This is a genomic window from Paraburkholderia sp. ZP32-5, assembly GCF_021390495.1.
GTDB lineage: Bacteria > Pseudomonadota > Gammaproteobacteria > Burkholderiales > Burkholderiaceae > Paraburkholderia.
The window spans coordinates 2,861,736-2,883,982 of the sequence record NZ_JAJEJP010000001.1 but is presented as its reverse complement, the minus strand read 5'-3'; the positions used below and the strand labels follow the sequence as shown (position 1 = coordinate 2,883,982).

The following is a 22,247-nucleotide window of genomic DNA, read 5'->3' as shown; positions in this document are numbered from 1 at the left end:
GGCTACGACCGATGCGGAGCGACCGGCATGAGCACTCAACCTGCCACTCTGGTCGTGCTGCGCCATGGTCAGTCGATCTGGAATCGCGCGAACCGCTTCACCGGCTGGAGTGATGTCGGACTGTCCGCGCAAGGTGTCGCGGACGCACGTCGGGTCGGCGAACAGTTGCGCGAAGCCGGCCTGCGATTCGATCTCGCGGTCACGTCGGCGCTGTTGCGCGCCACCGATACGCTCGCGCACGCGATGCAGACATTCGATCGACCAGTGCCGCAAACCGTGCGGTCGTGGCGGCTGAACGATCGGCACTACGGCGCGCTGACCGGCATGGAAAAGAACGCGGCGGCGCTTGCCTATGGCGTCGAACGCGTGCGCGAATGGCGGCGCGGATTCGAATTGGCGCCGCCGCCGCTCGATGCCCAAACGCACGCGCAACTGGTGAGCGCGCTGCATGACGACTCGATGCCGTGCCCCGACGCGCTGCCGCGCACCGAGAGCCTGCGCGATACGCTGCATCGCGTGTTGCCGCTGTGGGACGACTGCGTCGCGCCGGCGCTCGCGCGCGGGCAATCGGTGCTGATGGTCGGCCACGGCAATTCGCTGCGCGCGCTGTTCAAGCAGCTCGATCGCATCGCCGACGACGCGATCGCATCGGTCGAGGTCGCGCATGCCGAGCCGCTCGTGATGCGCTTCGATGCGACGCTCGAGGTCTGTTCGCGCATGCCGCTCGGCGCGTTGTTGGCGGTGCGCTGAAAGATGCGCTGTACTGCGCTCCCCGATGGGCAACCGGGCTCTTGCGTGCGGCGTAGCCGCCGGGTTTGTCCATCGGCAAGGGCCGTGGAAAGGCAGAGTCTGCAGGTAACTACCGATAATCGGCCAGCTTCCTGCAGACGCATCAACAACTTTCCGCTTCAGGGCCTTTGCACAAGGCTCTTCGAATTTCTGTGGATCGACTACCTACGCGGGCCGGAAGTAGCGGATGGCGTCCCGATTACGAGGGCTCGGAACGATCTTCCATGCGGTAGGAGGGAGATAATCCCAGGTCATTTCGGCGAGGCAAGACCAGACCGTCAGATAATGCGCCGGCATGACTTCCATACCGCTATGCATGATGCTCGATGTCGCCACCATGGTTGAATCGATCACTTCCGTCTGCGTAAGAAAGGTCGGTGACCTGACGTCGGTGTTATAGCGCAGCATTTCCGCCATACCCGCTTGCTGATTGCGAATCCGCTTATGGCTATCCTGCCATTTCTCCGGATCGCCCTGCATGATGGCGCGCTGGAATGTTTTGGAAATCATGTTGTCCGCATTGGCACGCTCGGTCAGCAACGGATGAAGAGCGCCCATGTATTCATCCGGCAGGCCCAGCATATGGCCAAATTCATGGCAAACAACGATGTAATTCATTTCGGCTGCGTGGCTTACGGCCTTCGGAACACGCACGGAAATGCACACGCCCTGAATGGATGTCGACGTAACGGCGCGCTTATGGAAGTCGGTGAGCGTCTTTAGAATGCTGCTTTTGAGCCCGGCCTTGGAACTATCGGAATCGGTGACGAAAACGCTTACGTTATTACCCAAGGCCGTGTCCAGCGCCGATGCGACGGCTTGTGCGCGCCGTTTGCCAAGGCCGATCTTCATGAAACTGTCGTTTCCCGCGGTATGCCCGTAAACCACAAGCTGTATGCCGCGAATATCGTTGGTTGAAATTTGATTAATGTATCTCGCAAATCTCAGCAACTTCATTTTCATATCGGAATTCAGATCCGCGCTGTCTTTAGCGAACGGGATAAATCCGAGCTGGTGATCGCGAATGGCCTCCCCCATCTGCACCATTCGCAGATTGAAAATGGCCTCACGCTGTTTCAGCTGGTCTTTGGGATAGATAGCCTTATTGTCGATCGACAACAACGGGGGAGTAGCGCTCCAACCGACGCCGCCACCGCTGGTAGGCTCGTCCGGCATGTTCTTTCTGACCTGAATGTCAACGTGGGCATCCGTTTTTGGTACCAGCTCCAGATTGACCTTAACCTGCACAGCAAACTCACTCCAGCCCTCGCGAGTACACTGCAGCAGATATCGGTCAGTCCAGAATTTCGAAACGATTTCAAAAAGATCCTTCTGCCACTCGACCTTTTCTATATCGTTCCACTTTTGATTGAAATCCGAGAACGTGATGCAGACCTTGATCGTAATGTTCATCTCGCCGGCGGCAACGTTGTAGTCCGCATTAAAAAGACCGATGCCGGTGAGAGGAGACCAGTTGGTCACCGAGAATTTCCCGGAGCGTCCGGCAGTCGTGAATGATTCCTTTGACACGAGATATTCCTTTATCTAATTTGTTGGCAGTTCAGACAAATTTTTATTCGCGATGAAGCGGAATTTGTCATCGTCGCGGCGTATTCGCAAAGCGTACGCTCGTGCCAAATCCACACACGACCGTGTTGCCGGGCTATCGGCATCAGGAGTGCATTTCTTTAGCGTCTCGTGAGAAGTCCGATCTACCGTGATGGTTTTTTCTGAATGACATCCGGCGATTCGCCGATATCAACGGAGAGCATACGGATGTGCCGTATGTGCGACAGTTCCTCGGCGACAACGGGAAAGACAAGCCGCATATGCAACGCGTGATGCGTGCGTTCCTGTCCGGCTTCTTCGACTGGTGTATCAACCGGCGCCATGTGGCGCCGAACCCGTGTAGCGATGTCAGGCTGAAGCAGCCGAGGCTGCGGCGTTCGCGGATATCCGACCAGCGCTTCGCTGGCGATTATCTTGGCTGCGAGACCACGCTCACGACGAGCTGCGTGCGAGAGGGAAAAGAGGTAACTGCTGAGGTTTCGACCGGGCCGATGAGGCAGTGCTTTGTCGATCGGTGCTACCCGACTGCACAGCTCTCGGGAAATCCGTAATTCGCGCTGGGCGGCCGACCCAAAGAACGACGAGTGATCATCGGTGGATCGTGCTGCCGGTGTGATCCGCTTCCGCTCGTCGAAGACTGAAGGTTCGAGTGGGGTCGCGGTGGAAGAGACGAGGTGGAGAGAATCCGGAAGCGATGGATTCACCGTTTTCAAGCCCTTAAAGGAAAAACCCCGCATAGCCTTACGCCATGCGGGTTTTATCGATCGTCAACTGTGGTCGGAGCGATAGGATTCGAACCTACGACCCTCTGATCCCAAATCAGATGCGCTACCAGGCTGCGCTACGCTCCGACGAATCCAAGATTCTACGGGGTCACGGGCCGAGGCGTCAATCCCTCTGTCTATATCCGTCCCATCAACAGCAGAACGATCACGATGATCAGCACGACACCGACGAGGCCAGTTGGCCGGTAGCCCCAGCCGCTGCTATACGGCCAGCTTGGCAATGCGCCGATCAGTAGCAGGATGAGCACGATAAGCAGGATGGTTCCGAGGGTCATCGCCGTTCTCCTTGTTTGGGCCCGTGGGTGTCACTGGGCCGTATCGTGTTGCCGGTTCGGCGCAGGTGCGCCACGAGGGGCGATGCGCACTGCGCGCGCGTCGCTAGTTATGCGGCAGCAAGGTGTGTGCCCATCGGAAATGGCAGATGATGCTGGGGATTGTCAGGAGCGGGCAGGGCCAAGGGAGCCGGCGAGGCCAGGGTAGTGCGGCATCGTCGATGAATGAACGGCGAGGCGTGGCGTACGTGGATTGCCGATAAGTGGTGCGAATGCGTGCTGAGCGCTTCCAGGAGCGTGGGGTAGCACGATGTAGCCAGCCGCGCCGAGGCGATTCGCGCACGGCGCGCCACCAGCCAACTTGCGCTTATCGACATGCCGGTCACCGCATCGCGTTCGTCGGAAACGAAACTCGCGCGCTATAACGCGGCCGCGCCGCAACAGCGCCGAAAATCAAATCGCCGCCATGTTTCCGGCACAAACGCGCCGCTCGATCTGCACCGCTTTCAATGCCGCGGACGTCTCCAGTGCGGCATATGCAGATGCTGATGCGTCAGCCAGTGATGCACCATGCCCTCGCCATTGTGTTCGCGCTTGTAGGTTCGTGATTCGAAAACCGACAACGCAATCAGCACGAGCAGACCTATTGCGAGCCCGATCAGTCCCGCGATCGATTCAGCGTCCATGGCAGTCTCCTGAAACATGCGACGATGACCTAATAGTAGATCAGCCGTCGCGAAATCTCACCTGGCGGGAACACGGTGCTGCACGCCGCGGCATCGGGGCGCGCACTTTGCGGGTAGACTCTCGGCGCTCCGGCGGACGTCCGTCCGCCCATCTTTTTCGCCCCGCTTTTTTGTGCTGGAGATAACTGCTGATGATCCGCGTTCTGACCATTGCCTTGCTGCTGTCCGCCGGCGTCGCCGGTTGCGCCGACCATCCGTCAGGCCACCGCGGCCCCCCGCCGCAAGACCCCGCCGATTACCACGGCGTGCCCACCGACGATCGGCCGCCCTCGATGCTGCCAGCGCCGGCCGCGGAATAAGCTGCCACCGCGCACGGTCTCGTATTGGTAAGTAGCGCGCGAAGATGGCCGTGCCGCGAGAACGGTGATGTGACTCAAACGCAGCGGGAGGCGGTGCAAAGGCGCGATGCGTGCGAAAAGTCGCTGAGCTGCGAGCAAAAGCTCAGATAGAAGCGCAAGTAAAAGCGCTCGGAGAAGCGCACGAAGAAGCGAAGGGGAGCGAGGCGAAGGGAATAGAAGCCGACACAAAGCCGAAGCAAAGCCGAACCGAAGGCGAAGCACCGGCGCGGGCACGCCGGCACTTCTGACCCGCGCCGACTGTTCGCGCGGAGAGCGCGGGCTGAAAGCATTCTAGGGTGCGCGCGACAGGCGATATGTATGCGCTTGTTTCAAGCCGTAACCGGCTGTCGTGATGCGTCGGGCCGGCAAAACACGGCAAGCTGCTCGCCGCGTCAGCGGCGCGAGCGCGCGACGCCGTGATAAAGAGATATTCGACACAAACGGATACGCGACGATAGTCAACTGCGAAAACCGCGAAAACGCAGACGACAGCCGCGCCCGCTAAGCCGCCACGATCCCCCGCGCAACCCTTGGCAGATACCGCGCCAACGTAACGCCGCGCGCGGCCATGAAGATCAGCAGCGCGACCCACAGCCCATGGTTGCCATGCTGCGCGAGCAGCGGCGACGACGCCGCGACGAATACCACGAGCGACATCACCATCGACATCATCAGCTCGCGCGTACGCGTCGCGCCGATAAACACGCCATCGAGCAGAAAGCCCCACACCGAGATCACCGGCGACAACGCCGCCCACGGCAGATAGGTTTCGGCGGCGGTGCGCACGGCGGCCTGATCGGTCAGCTTCTCGATGATCCACGCGCCCGCGCCCCAGTACACGAACGCGAAGCCGAGCGCGCCAAGCGCCGACCACAGCGCGGTCACCTTGACCGCCTGCGCGAACGCATGGCGGTCGCGCGCGCCGATTGCCGCGCCGACCAGCGCTTCGGCCGCGTGCGCGAAGCCGTCGAGTCCGTACGCCATGAAGGTCTGGAAGTTCAGCAGCAGCGCGTTGGCGGCCAGGGTCGCGTCGCCTTGCCGCGCGCCGAGGTGCGCGAACCAGCCGAACGACCCCAGCAGGCACAGCGTGCGCACGAAGATGTCGCGATTGAGCGCGACCAGCCGTTTCAGCGCGGCGCCATCGAACAACGCGGCGCGGTTCAGCGCGGGCAGATCGCGTGGGCGGCCATGCCATAGCAGCGCGAGGCCGAGCACGAAGCCGAGCGCGTCGGCGGTGGCGGTGGCCGCGCCGATGCCGGCTACGCCCCAATTGAACGCATACACGTACAGCAGCACCGCGACGATGTTCACGCTGTTGATGAACACTTGCGACAGCAGCGCGAGCCGCACCCGCTGCGTGCCGAGCAGCCAGCCGAGTACGACATAGTTGGCGAGCGCGAGCGGCGCGGCCCAGATGCGCGCGTGGCAATAGATCCGCGCGTGGTGCTGCACCGCGTCGCTGCCGCCGATCAGACGCAGCGCGTAGCCGATCAACGGCTGTTGCACGAGCAGCACGAACGCGCCGATCGCGGCCGCCATCAACAGCGCGCGTACGACCGTGTAGCGCAACTCGTCGTGGTTGCCCGCGCCATGTGCCTGCGCGACGAGGCCGGTCGTGCCCATGCGCAGGAAGCCGAAGCCCCAGAACACGAAATTGAAGAAGAGCCCGCCGAGCGCGACGCCACCGAGATACGACGCATCGGTCAGATGGCCGGCGACGGCGGTATCGACCGCGCCGAGGATCGGCTGCGTCAGATTGGCGAGAACGATCGGAAACGCGAGCGTCAGCACCCGGCGGTGCCAGCGCACCGGCAGAGCGGGCGCGTCGGTGGGGCTGGCCGAGAGACTGTGGTCGGATGCAGACGTCCGAGCTTCTAGCGTCCCGGCTTCAGGTGTCCCGGTCTCCGGCGTCCGGGCCTCCGGCGCGGCGTCGCTCAAGAGCGCTCCTGCACGCAGACCCACGGCGACACGACCACCGCCCACAGGTCGGGGTCGCGCGCGGCGAAATCGGCGGCGGTCTCCGACTGCACGCGTTCGACGAGGCCGGCGGACAGCCATTGCGTGACCTGGGTGGTGTCGTCGCTGGCAATCGCTTCGGCGACACTGACGAGATCGAGATCACGCGCGACACGCAGCAGCATGCCGCGGGCAAAGAACCGTTCGAGCTCGCTCCAGCCGATCTTGGCGGTTTCGCCGAGCAGTTTTGCGTACAGCGGGCTGTGTGGGGTGTCGTTGGCAGTCATCGTAAGCGGGGGACGGGCGGGGCCGTCACTATAAACCATCGGTACGGGCGATCGGGCGGCGCATGCGGGTATCGGAACGCTTTGCGCGAACTGCCGGCCGCCGCCGGGCTGAGTCCGATTTTGAACCTTCGGATCGGTGGATTCAACGCGGCAGACGGCTGAACGTGGCACCCGAGTGGCCCCCGAGGCAGGCGCTTGAATTTTCGTCGGATTAGTCGGTTTGTTTTGCGATTTGAATTAGTGATTGATTATTTGTCGGTTGATTCGAAAATTATTATTTTCGCTATTCGCGAATTTTCCCGAGGTAAAATAAAAGTACTTATTTTGAGTTGCTGGAAGTTAATTTATCTGTTACGTGCGCTGCCGCACCAAGCTTAAATCGATGAGAAGAATCCGCCTTAAGGCTTAATGCTTTAGTAAAAATCGGCCAAATCGGTTTCTTCAGGCGTTTTGCGGCGAGTTTTCCGCAGACATGGCCATGCTATTGGCTGGCGCGCCATTCGCGCAATCCGGTTCACGTTTTTGACAAAATCGGCAGTCGGCGGTGCGGCGCATTTAGCCGGGCGCATTCCGACATTTCCAATTCACAGTTTGCGTAATCAGTACGCCGTGTAACATTGACTGCGAAATTAATGGATTGCGCTGGTAAATGGGGGTTGATAGATTTCGTTCTGGCGCATGGTGAACCGGTCCTTTGCCGATATGCGCCGAACCCCCGTTAGCCCGGCCCCGTGCCGGGCTTTTTTTCGGGCATTTGACGAGGACTTTTTCAGCGGCTTACGAAAGGTTCACCGCGGATTCATACGTGCGACGGATCATGGCGGATTATGTTCCGTCGCGCGGCTCATGAACTGGTTGATCATCTTTCTGGGTGTCTGGCCGATTGCGCTCGTGGTGCTGCTGCGCTTCGCCGCGCGCATCGACCCGAGTTCCGGGCACTGGCTTGGCCGTCAGGCGGCCACGCTGGCCTGGCGCGACGCGTGGCGGCGCTACGGCCGCTACTGCTTGCAGCGGATCACCATCGAGCGGTTCTTCACGTTCGCGCCGAAAATGCCGCCGATCGAGCCGCCCGAAGTCGCGCCGTTGTCGACGTCTTTCGATACCACGTCATACCCGTAATTGCCGCAGACTTCGCCCGCGCGCTTGTAGCATTCGCCCCAGCTCGTGCTCGCGTCGCTGCCGCTGCAGTTGATCGCGAAGCCGGTCTCGCCGCTCGGCAGATAGGTCATCGTGGTCGTGCTCGAACAGCCGCCGAGGCCGCCGAGCGTCAACACACCCACACCGATCGCCGCAGCCGTCGCGACGCTCGCCAATGCGCTCTTCATTTCAGATTCCTTGCAAATAACGGAAGGGGCGTGGCCTGACGCCACGCCGCCTCGAATTGAGCGTTTATAGCACGCGGGGTTCCCGCGGCCGGTTTGCGGCGGGTGCTCGTGAAGTCCGGTTGCGCATCTCGCCGCAGCAGCGCGCGTGGGTCTCGCGCGCTGCAATGCGCAAGCCCGACACGCGGCGCTAGTGCTGGGCGCCGCGCCTTGCCTCGCTTCGTCGGCGAGCGCCAGCGTCAGCGCCTACCGCGGCGGCAACGCCTTCGACGGATCGATCGAGCGGCCCTGATAGCGCAACTCGAAATGCAGCATCACGCGATCGGTATCGGTGTCGCCCATTTCGGCGATTTTCTGACCGCGCTTGACCGACTCGCCTTCTTTGACGAGCAGCACGCGGTTGTGCGCATACGCGGTCAGATAGTCGGCATTGTGCTTGAGGATCAGCAGATTGCCGTAACCGCGCAAGCCGTTACCGGCATACACGACGGTACCCGGCGCCGCCGCGATGATCGGCGTGCCGGCCGCCGCGGCAATGTCGATACCCTTCGAGTTGCCGCCGTCGAAGCGCCGGATCACCGTGCCGTCGGCCGGCCACACGAGCGAGATCGACGCGGGCGCGGTGGCGGGTGCGTTGTCCGCGGGCGCCGGCGCGGGCCGCGGCGTCGCGGACGCGCTCGCGCCGCTGCCGCCGCCCCCGCCGCTGCGCAGTGCGCCGCTCGTCGACGCCGCGCCGGCGGGCGGCGCGACGCGCAGCACCTGGCCGACCTCGATGCTGTCGGGATTGCTGAGGCTGTTCCAGCGCGCGATGCTCTGCACCGATTGCCGGTTCTCGCGCGCAATCTTCGATAGCGTATCGCCCCGTTCGACCCGGTAGTACCCCGGCGCCACCGGCGCCGACCCGCACGCGGCGAGCAGCGCGAGCAACGCGGCGCAGCCGAGTCGCTTGATTCTTGTTGTTTCCAGCATTGGACCTCGCAAAGCGCTGCCGCGCGCCGATCCCGATCACGCGACAGAGGAGACAAAGCTTGCGATTCTAACGGTTTTGCGTTGCGTTACGCGAAACGCGCAGTCGCATGTCGAGGCTGCGCATCGACGGCGCGCCTGCGGGCCGCTTGCCGGCGCCGCGCGCGTCGTGCTCCGCTTCAGCGGGTCTTTTCGACCGTAATCCGCAGGGCCGCCGTCTCGGTCTTGCCCGGTTCGAGCCAGCGCAAACCCCGACCGTTATGGATCGCGTCCGGCAAGCCGAGCCACGGCTCCACGCAGTAAAAGTCCGATTCGGGTTTCTCGGTCCACGTCGTTACCGAGTACCACGGCACCGAACCCGGGCGCAGCAGATCGATCGTGATCACGCGCCCGATGCCCGGCGCGACGAGCCTTACGGGCCGCTCGGGCGTGCCGGTCAGGCAGTGGAAGCGATCGTGGATGCGCGCCTCGTCGAGCGTATAGCTCGGTTCGCCTGGCTCCATCGCGCTGATCGAGCCGTCGTCCTGCTGATGGCAGCGCTCGGTGCGCGGCAGTTCGAGCGTGGTCTCGGCGCGCTGCGTATGCGGCAGCGTGAAGTAGAAGTGATGCCCGGCGTAATACGGCAGAGGCGCGTCGCCGGTATTCGTGGTGGTCAGCGTGACGTCGAGCGTGCGCGCATCTGCGAGGCTGTAGGCGGCCTCGAAACGGAAGCCGAACGGATAGCCCGCGCGCGTCGCCGCGGTGTCGGTCAGCACCATCCTGAGGCCTGCGCCGTGCACGTCGGCGTGCGCGTCGAACGGCAGATCGCGCGCGAAGCCGTGCATCGGCAGCTCGCGCACCGTGCCCTGCGCATCGCGCCAATAGCCGATCTTGCCGTCGACGCGATGGCGGCCGAGAAACGGAAAGAGCAGCGGATTGCCGCCGCGAATGCGCGCGGGCACGCTCCAGTCGGCGTGTTCGGGCCAATGGATCACTTCCTCGCCGTCGATCGTCCACGACAGCAGACGTCCACCGGCTTGCGGCGAAAAGCGCAGCACGGAGTTGTCCAGGTCGATCTCGAGAATGTCCTGTTCCGGGGAGAGAGGCATGGTGGCTGGGTAGCTGGGTAAAAGTTGAAGGGCACGCCGGCATGCCGCGCAACGGCCATTGCCGGCTTGGCGGCGGGTCTCGCGACGCTGGCATCGCGCGCCGCCGCGCGTCGTGAAGCAGCGATTTTGCGCCGCTTTATGCTACGGGGAAACCCTTCTGGGGAAATTGCGGGTGTCCGAAAAACGCTAACTTTACCGATAATCTGCAGACCGTCCGGTAAATCCAGCTTCCGGGTGCGACCGTTTCAGGAGGGTGTTATGGATCTCGCAATGGCAATGGGCGTGGCGTTGTTCGGAATGTTTACGGCCAGCACGTATTACTTTTTTCACTCGCTCAAACGCTGAGCTTCGCAAGCTCTCGCTGTTTTTTGCCGCGATCCGCGCCGTTCCCGTCAGCCGGGGCGATCCGTTTCGATCCGCCCGCCTGGGTCTCGCGTCTCACCGCTCCCTTGCTCGTGCTCTTGCCGTTGATCGATGAGCGTCGTCGCCCGTCGCAACGCAATGCATTTCTTATCCCGGCGTAACAACGGTTTCGAGTTGTGACGCGGCGCGTCATTATTTAGGCAAATATAGCCGTGGCGCTTGGCGCTGACATCGCAGCCAGGCATAATCGGTGCGCCTTTTTGACGTGCCGCCCTGTCGTTTGTGCGGCGCAGTTCCTGACACTTTCTTTACAAGGACCGCCGCGTGAACCTGTCGTTTCTGATTTTCCTGAGCGTGCTACAGGGCGTCACCGAACTGTTCCCGGTGAGCAGTCTCGGTCACACGCTGCTCGTGCCGGCGCTGTTCGGCATGCATATCGACAAGCACGCGCCGCAACTGCTGCCATTTCTCGTCGCGCTTCATCTGGGCACGGCATTCGCGCTGCTGTGGTACTTCCGCAAGCGCTGGTGCTCGCTCGTGCGCGGTTTCTTCGCGTCGCTGAGCGGCCGCGGCAACGACGATGGCCACATGATGTGGGCGCTCATTATCGGCACGATTCCGGCGGGCCTCGTCGGTCTGCTGCTCGAAAAGCGGCTGGAGCGGATTTTTCATGACCTGCGCATTGTCGCGATCGCGCTGATCGTCAACGGTGTGTTGCTGTGGTTCGGCGATCGTCTGCAACGCGCGCGCGCGCATCAGGCGCCGGAGAAGATGACGTTCCGCCAGGCATTCTTCGTCGGCCTCGCGCAGGTTGGCGCGTTGATTCCCGGCTTCTCGCGCAGCGGTCTGACGATGATCGCCGGCAACGCCGCCGGCCTCACCGCCGAAAAGGCCGCCGAGTTCTCGTTCCTGCTCGGTACGCCGATCATCTTCGCGGCCGGCGTGCTCGAATTGCCGAAGCTGCTGCATGCGCCTGGGCAGCTCGCCGATGCGCTGCTCGGCGGCGTGCTGACCGCGATCGCCGCGTATTTGAGCGTGCGTTTCCTGATGCGCTATTTCGAAGGCCGCGGCCGTCTCGCGTCGTTCGGCGTGTATTGCGCGGTCGCGGGGATTCTGTTCCTCGGCTGGTTCATGCTGCATCCGCAGCCGGTCTGATTGCGCGCGGCGCGCGCAGTCGCGCGCTGAAATCGATCGGTTATAATCCGGGCCCGGCGTTTGCCGGGCTTGTCGTTTGAGGAGGTTTGAGCGGACCGCGCGACAAGCGGCGAACTCCGGCGGATTCGCGGTCTTCTGCCCGCTCAGTTAGAATTTCAGTCTGTAGGGAATTTCGCCGCTTCGATTGGAGCGCGGTTCCATGCGGATATATCGATCAATACGGCAGTAGCTCAGCTGGATAGAGCATCGGCCTTCTAAGCCGAGGGTCGGGGGTTCGAGCCCCTCCTGCCGTACCATCATCATCGAGAAAGGGTTACAGGTATTGCGCCTGTAGCCCTTTTTCTTTTCCACACCCGCATCCATCACGGCGAATTTGCCGGAGCGCGGCATCTCCTTCGGGTGTTTCCCGACTCAGGAAAGCGCGCGCCGCGCCGTTACTTCACGAGAGCTCGCTGATGCGTCGCGCATTCGTGCGTGCCGTATCAGCGGTCGATGAGCGGACCTGGCCGTCGGGCACTACGCGAGTCATCGAACCGGGACGCGTCCCGCTCGTGACTCGCGGCAAGATCCAGGGACCAGGGACCCAACACCACAATCGAGGCTGCCAGGCCCGCCCACGAGGCGTGGCCATGACGCCACGCCATTTAGCCGGACCTACGAACCGGCGACGGAGAAACCGCGTGAACCGATTCAGCCTCAACACCAAACTCTGGCTCGCCTTACTGATTACGTGGCTCGGCCTGCTCGGGCTCGGCGGCTGGGCCGCCAGGCAGTCGCGCGAGACGATGCTCAGCGAGCGCAAGTCAGCGGTGCAAAACGTCGTCGAGACCGCGTATGGGATCGTGGCCGACTACGCGAAGCGCGCCGACGACCACGAACTGACGACGGAGCAGGCGCAACAGCAGGCGAAGGACCGGCTCGCGGCAATGCGCTTCCCCGGCAGCGGCTACATGATCGTCACGACCGCGACGCCGGTGGTCATCATGCATCCGACGCAGCCGGATCTGCGCAACAAGGACGTGTCGCACTACGCGGACACCGACGGCAAGCTGCTGTTCGTCGAGATGGTCAAGGTCGCGCAGGCGCAGGGCCAGGGTTTCGTCGATTACATGGGACGCCTGCCCGGTCGCGACGACCGCGTGCCGAAGATCAGCTTCGTCAAGCGCTTCGCCGGCTGGGACTGGTACCTGATTTCAGGCGTCTACGTGAACGACATCAACGCGGCGTTCCGCGCGGACTTGCTGAGCTATCTGCTGACGATCCTCGTGATCGGCAGCATCAGCACGATCGCGCTCGTGCTGATCATCCGTAACGTGAAGCGCAGTCTCGGCGGCGAGCCCGCGTACGCGGCGACTGTGGCCGAAACGATCGCCGATGGCGATCTGTCGCATGCGGTCGCGCTGGCCCGCGACGATCAGCAGAGCATGCTGTTCGCGATGCAGCGCATGCAGGGGCGTCTTGCCGACGCGATCCGGCGCATTCGCGGCGGCACCGAAACGATCACGGTCGCGGCCGAGCAAATCGCCGCGGGCAATCTCGATCTGTCCGCGCGCACCGAGCAGCAGGCGTCGTCGCTGGGTCAGACGGCCGCGAGCATGGAAGAGCTCACCGCGACGGTCAAGCAGAACGCCGACAATGCGTTGCAGGCAAACCGGATGGCGCGGTCGGCTTCGCAGCTCGCGGGCGAGGGCGGCGAGGCCGTGCAGCACGTGGTCGAGAACATGCAGAGCATCGCGGCGAGTTCCGCGCGCGTTGTCGACATCATCGGCGTGATCGAAAGCATCGCGTTCCAGACCAATATCCTTGCATTGAACGCAGCGGTCGAAGCTGCGCGCGCCGGCGAGGAAGGGCGCGGTTTCGCGGTGGTCGCGGGCGAGGTGCGCAATCTCGCGCGCCGCAGCGCCGACGCAGCCAAGGAGATCAAGAGCCTGATCGAGGACTCGGTCCAGCGCGTGGGCAGCGGCAAGGCGCTGGTCGAAAAAGCGGGTGGCACGATGGACTCGCTGGTCGACGCGGTGAAGCGCGTGACCGATATCATCAGCGAGATTTCGGCGGCCTCCGAGGAGCAGAGCCGCGGCATCGAGCAGGTCAATGTCGCGATCGCGCAGATGGACGAGACCACTCAACAGAATGCGGCGATGGTCGAGCAGGCCGCTGCCGCCGCGCAATCGATGCAGGAACAGGCGCAGATGCTGCGCGGCGTCGTCAGTATGTTCAGGCTGGAGGGGATGGCTTGAGGAGCTAGGTTGGTTTCGGCTAGGTCGCTGGTTGAGGTGTTGTTTGACGTGCTGTTCGGGCGGCTGTATTGGCCGCCACTCTCGCGCTGACTCCCGAATCGTGCATGCTATGCTTTTGAGGTCTGGATCAAAAGCCATCACGCGCGCCACGCGCCTTCGAGGAGAACCTTTTATGTCGATGCGAACTTCCGTGCTATTCCGCCTGAGTGCAGCGAGCCTGCTGCTGGGCGCTACGCTCTGCGCACAAGCCGCCAATCTCGACTTTCTGCACGATACGCCGATCGCCTATATGAAGCCGCGCGACACGGACTCGATCAAGCATGCGGTCTTCGCTGCGCTCAACGATAAAAAGGACGGCGAGAGCGTGACCTGGGTCAACGAGGGCACCGGCAATAGCGTGAAGATCGACGCGAACATCACGATGGTCAACACTACCACCGACGGCAACCGCACCTGCCGGGACGTCGCCGTCGCGCTCAATGCGAAGGGGCAATCGCTGAACCTGAAACCGACCTTCTGCAAGGCAGGCGCCGGCACCTGGAAAATGCAGAAGAAATGACGATGAGGAAGATGGAGGCGGCCTGCGCCGCCGCGGCGCCGGCACGTCTTCGCGGTGTCGCGCACCATCGCGGCAGGGTTCGCTGATGAGCCCGCGAACCGTGTCATGCGGGATCGTGCTGCTCGATCCGAATGGGCGTGTGCTGCTTGCGCACGCCACCGAAACCACGCATTGGGACATCCCGAAAGGACAGGGCGAAGAGGGCGAGTCACCGGACGTCACCGCGCTGCGCGAGATGATCGAGGAGACCGGTATCGCGCTCGATCCCGCACGCCTGAAGGATCTGGGTCTGTTCGTCTACCGGCGCGACAAGGACCTGCATCTGTTCGCCGCGCGCGCGAGTGCCGACGAACTCGATCTGTCCGGTTGCACCTGCACGTCGCTGTTTCCGCGCCGCTCGGACGGCACGCTGATCCCCGAAATGGACGACTACCGCTGGGCGTCGATCGACGAAGTCCCGCGCTACGCGAGCCGCAGTCTCACGCGGCTGTTCGAGACGACACTGTCGCTCGCGGAGTTGCACCGGTTGCTATGACGCGGTGCTTGCGACTCTGCTCTGCATGTCCCTGATCGACGTTCCGCCTCCGCGGCACGGCACGCCATCCGGTTGCGCTTGATTGTGCTTAATCCAGCGCGCGATCGTTCGGATGCTCGAACAACGCACGGTTCGCATCCGACAGCGGGAAATTGAGGTTGATGCCGAGCGGCGGAATCGGCTTGGTGAACCATTGGCTGTATAGACGCTCGGCATCGCCGGAGGTCTGCAAGCGCGCGATCACGCGATTCACGAGGTTGCGAAACGGCTCGTCGCCCTTGCGGAACATGCACGCATAAACCTCGTAGCCGAGCGGCGTGCCTGTCACGACGAAATCGTCCGGATGCGGGTCGGTCGCCTTGAAGCCGTAGACAATCGGCTCGTCCATCACGAAGGCCACCGCGCGGCCTTCCTTCAGCGTGGTGAACGCCTCCTGATGATCGCGCACGCTCGTGATGCGCATGTTCAACTGCTTGTCGGTGTTCAGCCGGCGCAGCAGCCGCTCGTCGGACGTCGCCGCGGTCGTCACGACCGGTTTGCCGGCCAGATCGGCGAAATCGGTGATGCCGCTGTTCTTGCGCGTGATCATCCGCACCGCGTACTGGAAGAAGCTGTTCGAGAACGCCGCGACGTTTTCGCGCTCGAGCGTATGCGTGGTCGAGCCGCATTCCAGATCGATCTGGTTGTTCATCAGCATCGGTGTGCGGTTCGACGACGTCACCGTGATTTCATGCACGCGCAGTTGCGGCATATCGAGCGTCTTGCGGATTTCGTCGACGATTTGCAGCGCGATGGCTTGCGAGTAGCCGACCGTGTGCTTGCCGTCGAAATACGAGAACGGAATCGATGCTTCGCGCACGCCGAGCACGACCACGCCGTCGTCATGGATTTTTTTCAGCGTGCCGCTCAATTCGTCCGCATGAGCGAGGCCGGCGAGCCCGGCGCACGTGGCGAGCGCCGCGAGCAGGCCGCGCGCGATTCGGACTGTGCCCCTGGTAGGTGCGCCGCTGCGGGCCGGAACTTTCATCGGACCTCCCGGACCGGCGCGCCCGGGCGAGCGCGCAGTGAGTGTCGATCGAGCATCGTGCAACCATCATGTAACGACACGGCGTGCATCTCGTGAACGAGACGCACGCCGTATTGAACCCCGGCGCGTTCAGGCCGCGTGTCTACGGTGAATCTGCCCGCAACGCGATGGACGTCATTATTACCACCAGCTTACGCCGGCTTCCCCCAACTGTCGCGCAGACTGACGATCCGATTGAATACGGGCTTACCCGGCTTCGAATCAATGCGATCGGCGACGAAGTAGCCATGGCGCTCGAACTGGTAGCGCTGCTCCGGCAGCGCATGGTGCGCGCCGGTTTCGAGGTAGGCCTGGACCACGCGCTTCGAATCCGGATTCAGTGCTTCGAGGAAGTCGCGGCCGCCCGCGTCCGGTTGCGGCTCCTTGAACAGCCGGTCGTAGATGCGCACTTCGGCCGGGCAGGCGGCCTCGGCGCTGACCCAGTGGATATTGCCCTTGACCTTGTAGTTGTTCGCGCCTTCGGTGCCCGAGCGGCTGTCCGGGAAGTAGTTGCAATGCACCGCGACGATGTTGCCGTTTTCGTCCTTATCGGCGTGCGTGCATTCGATCACGTAGCCGTAACGCAGCCGCACCTTGTTGCCGGGGAACAGGCGGAAGTAGCCCTTCGGCGGCGTTTCGGTGAAGTCGTCGCGCTCGATCCACAGTTCGCGCGAAATCGGGAACTCGCGCATGCCCTGTTCCGGATGATGCGGATGCACCGGTGCGTGGCACGATTCGGTGAGGCCCGCGGGGAAGTTGTCGATGATCAGCTTGACCGGATCGAGCACGGCGGCAATACGCGGCGCTTTCTCGTCGAGATCGTCGCGCAGCGCGCCTTCGAACACGCTCATGTCGATCCACGAATCGACCTTGGTCACGCCGATGCGCTCGCAGAACAGCTGGATCGACTCGGGCGTGAAGCCGCGCCGCCGTACGCCGACGATGGTCGGCATGCGCGGATCGTCCCAGCCCTCGACGTGGCCTTCGTTGACCAGTTGCAGCAGCTTGCGCTTGCTGGTGATCGCGTAGGTCAGGTTCAGACGCGAGAATTCGATTTGCTGCGGCAGCGGGCGAGTGAACACGCCGGCTTCGGCAAGCTCGTTCAGGATCCAGTCATACAGCGGACGATGATCTTCGAACTCGAGCGTGCACAGCGAATGCGTGATGTTTTCGAGTGCGTCCGAGATGCAGTGTGTGTAGTCGTACATCGGATACACGCACCACGCGTCGCCGGTGCGGTAGTGATGCGCGAAGCGGATGCGATAGATCACCGGGTCGCGCATGTTGAAGTTCGGCGACGACATGTCGATCTTCGCGCGCAGCACGTGCTCGCCTTCCTTGAACTCGCCCGCCTTCATGCGGCGGAACAGGTCGAGGTTTTCCTCGACCGAGCGCTCGCGGAAACGCGACGGCGTGCCGACCTCGGTGGCCGAGCCGCGGTTCGCGCGGATTTCCTCGGCCGACTGGCTATCCACGTAGGCCTTGCCGCGCTCGATCAGCAGCTCGGCGAATGCGTAGAGCTTGTCGTAGTAGTCGCTCGCGTAATACAGATGCTCGTGGTTGTCCTTCTTCCACTCGAAGCCGAGCCAGCTCACCGCGTCGATGATCGAGTCGACGTATTCGACGCTTTCCTTTTCCGGATTGGTGTCGTCGAAGCGCAGATGGCACACGCCGCCGTAGTTGCGCGCAACGCCGAAATTCAGGCAGATGCTCTTCGCGTGACCGATATGCAGATAGCCGTTCGGCTCGGGCGGGAAGCGCGTTTCGACGCGCTGGCTCCATTTGCCGGTGCGGTTGTCGTCGTCGATGATGTTGCGGATGAAATTGGATGCCGCTGGCGCGTCGTTGCGTTCGGTATTCATGCGAGAAGGTCAGAAGTCCGTGGGGGCGCGCAGCGCGCCCGCTAAGCGTTCAATTCTACCTGACGAGTCCGCTCGCGGCAGGGGGGTGCGGCGCGCTGCCGACGCTCGCGCGGGGTTCAGGCGGCGCGGCGGCGATGCGGCGCCTGCAAAGTGAGCGCCGTAAGGCCGACACGAAAACTGCTGGCGGGGCGACAGACGGGGACGCGCCGATGCCGCCGGCGGGTGCTGTAACAGGAGGTAAAACGGGTTGGCGTGCCTTGTGGCGGCGGCTTAGGATGCCTGCGGCGCCGGTTGGGTATTCTGGACCGCGTGCGCTGCTCGCGCGTGGTGGAACATTGGCTCGAAGGCATTGGCATCGGCATTTTCATCGCGGCCAGCCTGTCAGCCTGTCTGTCTGGAATGCGGTGCTCGCCCGGCGTGGCGCTTGCGTTTGTTTCGTCGATATCCGTTGTGCCCGACGGCGCCTAGCCAGCCTGGCCGCACGGCCATGCGAGCGCCAGCGCAATACCATCCCGGCCCTCGCCGCCTTGCATGAACCGCCGCCGTTCATGCACCATGCTCCTCTCGTTGCCTGCCGGAGTTTTCTCGGATGTCTGTCCTCCCGCACGGCGCGCTCCGCGCGCCTTTTGCCCGTGCTCGCACGAGCGCCCGTTTTTCCTTCCGTACCCGCGTTGCGCTCGCGTCGGCGTGTGTCGTCGCGCTGGCCGCCAGCCTCGCCGCGCCCGTTCGCGCGATCGCCAAAACACCGCCGCCGAAGCCGGCGCTCGAAGCGTCCGCGGTCGCGGTGCCCGATAGCTACAGTGCCGAAACCGCGCAGCAGATCTTCGCCGCGGGCGGCAACGCGGTGGATGCCGCCGTCGCGATTGCCTTCACGCTCGCGGTCACGCGGCCGGACGCGGGCAACCTCGGCGGAGGCGGCTTCATGACGCTCTTTGTCGACGGCAAGCCGTATTTTCTCGACTACCGTGAGCGTGCGCCGCAGCAGGCGAGTCGCGATATGTACATCGACGACAAGGGCAACGCGGTGCCGGGCATGAGCACGGTCGGGTATCGCGCGGTTGCGGTGCCGGGGACGGTCGACGGCATGTGGCAAGCGCAGCGGCGGTTCGGCAAGCTCAAATGGAAACAGGTGCTCGCCCCGGCGATCCATTACGCGACCGATGGCTTTCAGGTCGATGCGCGGCTGCAGCAGCGCATCGACGCGGCCGCGAAGAATTTCGCCGGCCACACCAGTTTCGATGCGTATTTCTCGAATCTGAAGTTGGGCGCGACGATGCGCCAGCCGGAACTCGCGCAGACGTTGTCGCGGATCGCCAGCGACGGCGGCCGAGAATTCTACGAAGGCCGCACCGCCGAGCTGATCACCGCGCAGATGTACGGGCACGGCCTGATCACGAAGCAGGATCTGGGCGACTACAAGGCGGTCTGGCGCGAACCGCTCGCGGCAGACTGGAAGGGCTACCGCGTGATTACCGCGCCGCCGCCGAGTTCGGGCGGCATCGGGCTGATCCAGATGCTGAAGATGCGCGCCGATCTGCAGCCCGCATTCGATGGCCTCGCACTGAATTCGGCGCAGTACATCCACCTGATCGCGCAGATCGAGGACCGCGTGTTCGCGGACCGGCAGCGCTATAGCGGCGATCCGGACGCAAGCCCGGTGCCGGTCGCGAAGCTGATCGACGATGCGTACCTCGCGCAACGCGCGGGCGAAATCAAGACCGCCGAAGCACCGCGCGCGGCGCCGGTCGAGCCGGCTTCCGGCGATGCGGCCGTGGAGAAGGCGCAGACCACCCATTTCTCGGTGGTCGACAAATGGGGCAATGCGGTGTCGAACACCTACACGCTGAACGGCGACTTTGGTTCGGGCGTGGTGGTCGACGGCGGCGGCTTTCTGCTCAACGATGCAATGGACGATTTCGTCGTGAAGCCCGCCGGCGGCGCGGCTGGCGCGAGCACGACGACTGCCGCGGATGGTGCCGAGCCCAACACGATAGCGCCGGGGCGCCGACCCATTTCATCGATGACGCCGACGCTGCTGTTGAAGGACGGCAAGGTCGCGCTCGCAATCGGTACGCCGGGCGGCTCACGCATCCTGACGACGATTTTCCAGCTGATGACGAACCTGTACGACTTCGGCATGACGCCGACGGACGCGCTCGCCGCGATGCGTTTTCATCACCAACTGCTGCCGGGTAAGACGATCTACTTCGAGCCGTATCATCCCGTTCCGGACGACTTGGCCGCGCAGTTGAAGGCGCTCGGCTATACGGTCGAGCAGCAGTCGTTCAATGGCGACGTGCAGATGATTCGCGTCGACGGCACGACGCCCGAGCCGGCCAGCGATCCGCGTGGCGGCGGAGTGGCGCGGGTGATACGGTAGTCGGCGACAATGGGCGGCTGATCGCCTCACCAGCTGACGATAGACCAATAACGACGGGGAATTGCGATGACCGAACAGAAACTGAACGCGCTCGTGCTGCCGGGATACCAGAACTCCGGTGCAGGCCATTGGCAAACGCGCTGGGAAGCGCTCGATCCGGGCTTCGTTCGCGTGCAGATGCCGGACTGGGACCATCCTTCACGCGACGCATGGTGCCGCACGCTCGACGCCGCGGTCGCCGTCGCCGAGGCGCCGGTCGTGTTCGCCGCGCATAGTCTCGGCTGCCTGACGACGGCGTTCTGGGTGTCGCAATACGCGAGCGACGCGCAGCTCGCGAAAGTAGCCGGCGCGCTGCTCGTCGCGGTGCCCGATCCCACCGGGGCGCATTTCCCGTCCGACGCGACCGGCTTTGCGCCGGTGCCGCTCACACGGCTGCCGTTTCCGACCATCGTCGTGTCGAGCAGCGACGATCCGTATGGCGGCGTGGCGTTTTCACAGACTTGCGCGAATTCGTGGGGCAGCCGTTGGGTTGGCCTGTGCTCGCGTGGCCATATCAATGCGGACAGCGGGCTTGGCGACTGGGACGAAGGGCGGAGCTGGCTCGCTTCGCTGCTGGCTTCGCGCTGAGCCCGCCGTGAGGCGACGGCCTGCTCGTCGCCCCGCTTGGCGCCTTGAAGCGCCGCCTTGCAGCCGCCGCCGCATCCCACGTCAAATCACCGACTTCGCTCTCAACTCCGCAATTTTCCCCGCGTCGTATCCCAACACGTCGGCGAGCACGCGCTCGGTATGCTCGCCGAGCAGCGGTGGATGGCTCGACGCCCGCGGCGGCGTGCCGCTCATGTTGATCGGGTTGCGCACCAGCTTGACCGTGCCGCCCGACGGATGCGGCAGATCCACCTGCAGCCCGCGCGCGACCACCTGTTCGTTCTCGAACACTTCATTGAGATCGTTGATCGGCCCGCAAGGCACGCCCGCCGCTTCGAGCGCGGCGATCCATTGCTGCTTGCCCTGCAGGCGAACCATGTCGGCAAGAATCGGCACGAGGATATCGCGGTTGCGCACGCGAGCCGGGTTGGTCGCGAAGCGGTCGTCGTCGGCGAGTTCCGGACGGCCACCCGCTTCGACGAACTTGCGGAACTGGCCGTCGTTGCCGACCGCGACGATGATCCAGCCGTCGCTCGTCTGGAAGGTCTGATAGGGCACGATGTTCGGATGCGCATTGCCCCAGCGCGCCGGCGGCTTGCCGCTCGCGAGGTAGTTCGAGTTCATGTTGGCGAGCATCGCGACCTGCACGTCGAGCAGCGCCATATCGATGTATTGGCCTTCGCCGGTGCGGTCGCGATGCGTGAGCGCGGTGAGCACGGCGACGGTCGAATACATGCCGGTCATCAGGTCGGCGATCGCGACGCCGGCCTTTTGCGGGCCGCCGCCCGGCTGGCCGTCGCGCTCGCCGGTGATGCTCATGAAGCCGCCGATGCCCTGCACGATAAAGTCGTAGCCGGCGCGCTGCGCATACGGTCCGGTCTGCCCGAAGCCCGTGACCGAGCAGTAGATCAGATCGGGCTTCACCTGCTTTAGTGATTCGTAGTCGAGGCCGTATTTCTTCAACTGGCCGACCTTGTAGTTCTCGAGCACCACGTCGCTTTGCGCGGCCAGTTCGCGGATGATCCGCTGTCCTTCGGGCGACGCGATATCGACCGTGACCGAACGCTTGTTGCGGTTCGCCGCGAGGTAGTACGCGGCTTCGCGCGTATCGGTGCCTTCCGGTGTTTTCAGATACGGAGGTCCCCAGTGGCGGGTGTCGTCGCCGGCTTCGGGGCGTTCGATCTTGATGACGTCGGCGCCGAAATCGGCAAGCGTCTGCGCGCACCATGGGCCGGCGAGCACGCGGGTGAGATCCAGCACGCGGATGTGACTGAGAGCGCCCATATTCCTGAATGTCTCCTTGTATGCGCACGGCGCGCGAGGCGCC

20 protein-coding genes and 2 tRNA genes are annotated in these 22,247 nt (G+C 63.5%); 9 read left to right on the top strand and 13 right to left on the bottom strand.

The window, feature by feature from the left end:
- Positions 1-27: 27 nt before the first annotated feature.
- Entirely contained in the window at positions 28-750 is a 723-nt protein-coding gene (locus L0U82_RS12245; protein ID WP_233831325.1) for a 2,3-bisphosphoglycerate-dependent phosphoglycerate mutase, read from the top strand.
- A gap of 204 nt (positions 751-954) precedes the next feature.
- Here L0U82_RS12245 and L0U82_RS12240 read toward each other — a convergent pair whose 3' ends face one another.
- The 5 genes from L0U82_RS12240 to L0U82_RS12220 form a co-directional block, all read right to left on the bottom strand.
- Positions 955-2,319, bottom strand: a complete 1,365-nt coding sequence (locus L0U82_RS12240) for an OmpA family protein (RefSeq protein WP_233831323.1) — start codon at positions 2,317-2,319, stop codon at positions 955-957.
- Positions 2,320-2,501: 182 nt separating this feature from the next.
- Entirely contained in the window at positions 2,502-3,095 is a 594-nt protein-coding gene (locus L0U82_RS12235; protein WP_233831321.1) for a hypothetical protein, read from the bottom strand.
- 37 nt (positions 3,096-3,132) lie between these two features.
- A tRNA-Pro gene (locus L0U82_RS12230) sits at positions 3,133-3,209 on the bottom strand.
- A gap of 50 nt (positions 3,210-3,259) precedes the next feature.
- Positions 3,260-3,418, bottom strand: coding sequence for a DUF3309 family protein (locus L0U82_RS12225; RefSeq protein ID WP_233831319.1), 159 nt, complete (start codon positions 3,416-3,418; stop codon positions 3,260-3,262).
- A 503-nt stretch (positions 3,419-3,921) separates the two neighbouring features.
- Positions 3,922-4,101, bottom strand: coding sequence for a hypothetical protein (locus tag L0U82_RS12220; RefSeq protein ID WP_233831317.1), 180 nt, complete (start codon positions 4,099-4,101; stop codon positions 3,922-3,924).
- A 191-nt stretch (positions 4,102-4,292) separates the two neighbouring features.
- On the opposite strand from L0U82_RS12220, the gene L0U82_RS12215 reads away from it, so the two are divergent.
- Positions 4,293-4,460, top strand: a complete 168-nt coding sequence (locus L0U82_RS12215; RefSeq protein ID WP_233831315.1) for a hypothetical protein — start codon at positions 4,293-4,295, stop codon at positions 4,458-4,460.
- A 540-nt stretch (positions 4,461-5,000) separates the two neighbouring features.
- Here L0U82_RS12215 and L0U82_RS12210 read toward each other — a convergent pair.
- From L0U82_RS12210 to L0U82_RS12190, 5 genes are all read right to left on the bottom strand, one after another.
- On the bottom strand, positions 5,001-6,314 hold the full coding sequence (locus L0U82_RS12210; RefSeq protein WP_233833247.1) for an MATE family efflux transporter: 1,314 nt from the start codon (positions 6,312-6,314) through the stop codon (positions 5,001-5,003).
- 119 nt (positions 6,315-6,433) lie between these two features.
- Positions 6,434-6,742, bottom strand: coding sequence for a DUF2288 domain-containing protein (locus L0U82_RS12205; RefSeq protein ID WP_233831313.1), 309 nt, complete (start codon positions 6,740-6,742; stop codon positions 6,434-6,436).
- A gap of 998 nt (positions 6,743-7,740) precedes the next feature.
- On the bottom strand, positions 7,741-8,067 hold the full coding sequence (locus tag L0U82_RS12200) for a hypothetical protein (protein ID WP_233831311.1): 327 nt from the start codon (positions 8,065-8,067) through the stop codon (positions 7,741-7,743).
- A gap of 243 nt (positions 8,068-8,310) precedes the next feature.
- Complete coding sequence (locus L0U82_RS12195) at positions 8,311-9,033, bottom strand: peptidoglycan DD-metalloendopeptidase family protein (RefSeq protein ID WP_233831309.1); 723 nt, start codon at positions 9,031-9,033, stop codon at positions 8,311-8,313.
- A gap of 176 nt (positions 9,034-9,209) precedes the next feature.
- Positions 9,210-10,118, bottom strand: a complete 909-nt coding sequence (locus tag L0U82_RS12190) for an aldose epimerase family protein (protein ID WP_233831307.1) — start codon at positions 10,116-10,118, stop codon at positions 9,210-9,212.
- 687 nt (positions 10,119-10,805) lie between these two features.
- Between L0U82_RS12190 and L0U82_RS12185 the strand changes: the two genes are divergently transcribed.
- The 5 genes from L0U82_RS12185 to L0U82_RS12165 all read left to right on the top strand — a co-directional run bounded on the left by L0U82_RS12185 (position 10,806) and on the right by L0U82_RS12165 (position 14,967).
- A complete protein-coding gene (locus tag L0U82_RS12185) occupies positions 10,806-11,636 on the top strand; it encodes an undecaprenyl-diphosphate phosphatase (RefSeq protein ID WP_233831306.1) in 831 nt (276 codons plus the stop codon).
- A 219-nt stretch (positions 11,637-11,855) separates the two neighbouring features.
- Positions 11,856-11,932 (top strand) — tRNA-Arg (locus L0U82_RS12180).
- A 384-nt stretch (positions 11,933-12,316) separates the two neighbouring features.
- Positions 12,317-13,873, top strand: coding sequence for a methyl-accepting chemotaxis protein (locus tag L0U82_RS12175; protein ID WP_326489721.1), 1,557 nt, complete (start codon positions 12,317-12,319; stop codon positions 13,871-13,873).
- Positions 13,874-14,045: 172 nt separating this feature from the next.
- Entirely contained in the window at positions 14,046-14,432 is a 387-nt protein-coding gene (locus tag L0U82_RS12170) for an RT0821/Lpp0805 family surface protein (protein WP_233831301.1), read from the top strand.
- An 85-nt stretch (positions 14,433-14,517) separates the two neighbouring features.
- Positions 14,518-14,967: an NUDIX hydrolase gene (locus L0U82_RS12165; RefSeq protein WP_233831298.1), complete on the top strand. Its 450-nt coding sequence runs from the start codon at positions 14,518-14,520 to the stop codon at positions 14,965-14,967.
- An 88-nt stretch (positions 14,968-15,055) separates the two neighbouring features.
- Here L0U82_RS12165 and L0U82_RS12160 read toward each other — a convergent pair whose 3' ends face one another.
- On the bottom strand, positions 15,056-15,994 hold the full coding sequence (locus L0U82_RS12160; RefSeq protein WP_233831295.1) for a transporter substrate-binding domain-containing protein: 939 nt from the start codon (positions 15,992-15,994) through the stop codon (positions 15,056-15,058).
- Between the two features lie 191 nt (positions 15,995-16,185).
- Positions 16,186-17,895, bottom strand: coding sequence for a glutamine--tRNA ligase/YqeY domain fusion protein (locus L0U82_RS12155; protein ID WP_233831293.1), 1,710 nt, complete (start codon positions 17,893-17,895; stop codon positions 16,186-16,188).
- Between the two features lie 589 nt (positions 17,896-18,484).
- On the opposite strand from L0U82_RS12155, the gene ggt reads away from it, so the two are divergent.
- On the top strand, positions 18,485-20,275 hold the full coding sequence (ggt, locus tag L0U82_RS12150; RefSeq protein ID WP_233831291.1) for a gamma-glutamyltransferase: 1,791 nt from the start codon (positions 18,485-18,487) through the stop codon (positions 20,273-20,275).
- A 66-nt stretch (positions 20,276-20,341) separates the two neighbouring features.
- Positions 20,342-20,902: an RBBP9/YdeN family alpha/beta hydrolase gene (locus L0U82_RS12145; RefSeq protein WP_233831289.1), complete on the top strand. Its 561-nt coding sequence runs from the start codon at positions 20,342-20,344 to the stop codon at positions 20,900-20,902.
- 81 nt (positions 20,903-20,983) lie between these two features.
- Here the strand turns inward: L0U82_RS12145 and L0U82_RS12140 are convergent, their stop codons facing one another.
- Positions 20,984-22,204: a CaiB/BaiF CoA transferase family protein gene (locus tag L0U82_RS12140; RefSeq protein ID WP_233831287.1), complete on the bottom strand. Its 1,221-nt coding sequence runs from the start codon at positions 22,202-22,204 to the stop codon at positions 20,984-20,986.
- Between the last annotated feature and the right edge of the window lie 43 nt (positions 22,205-22,247).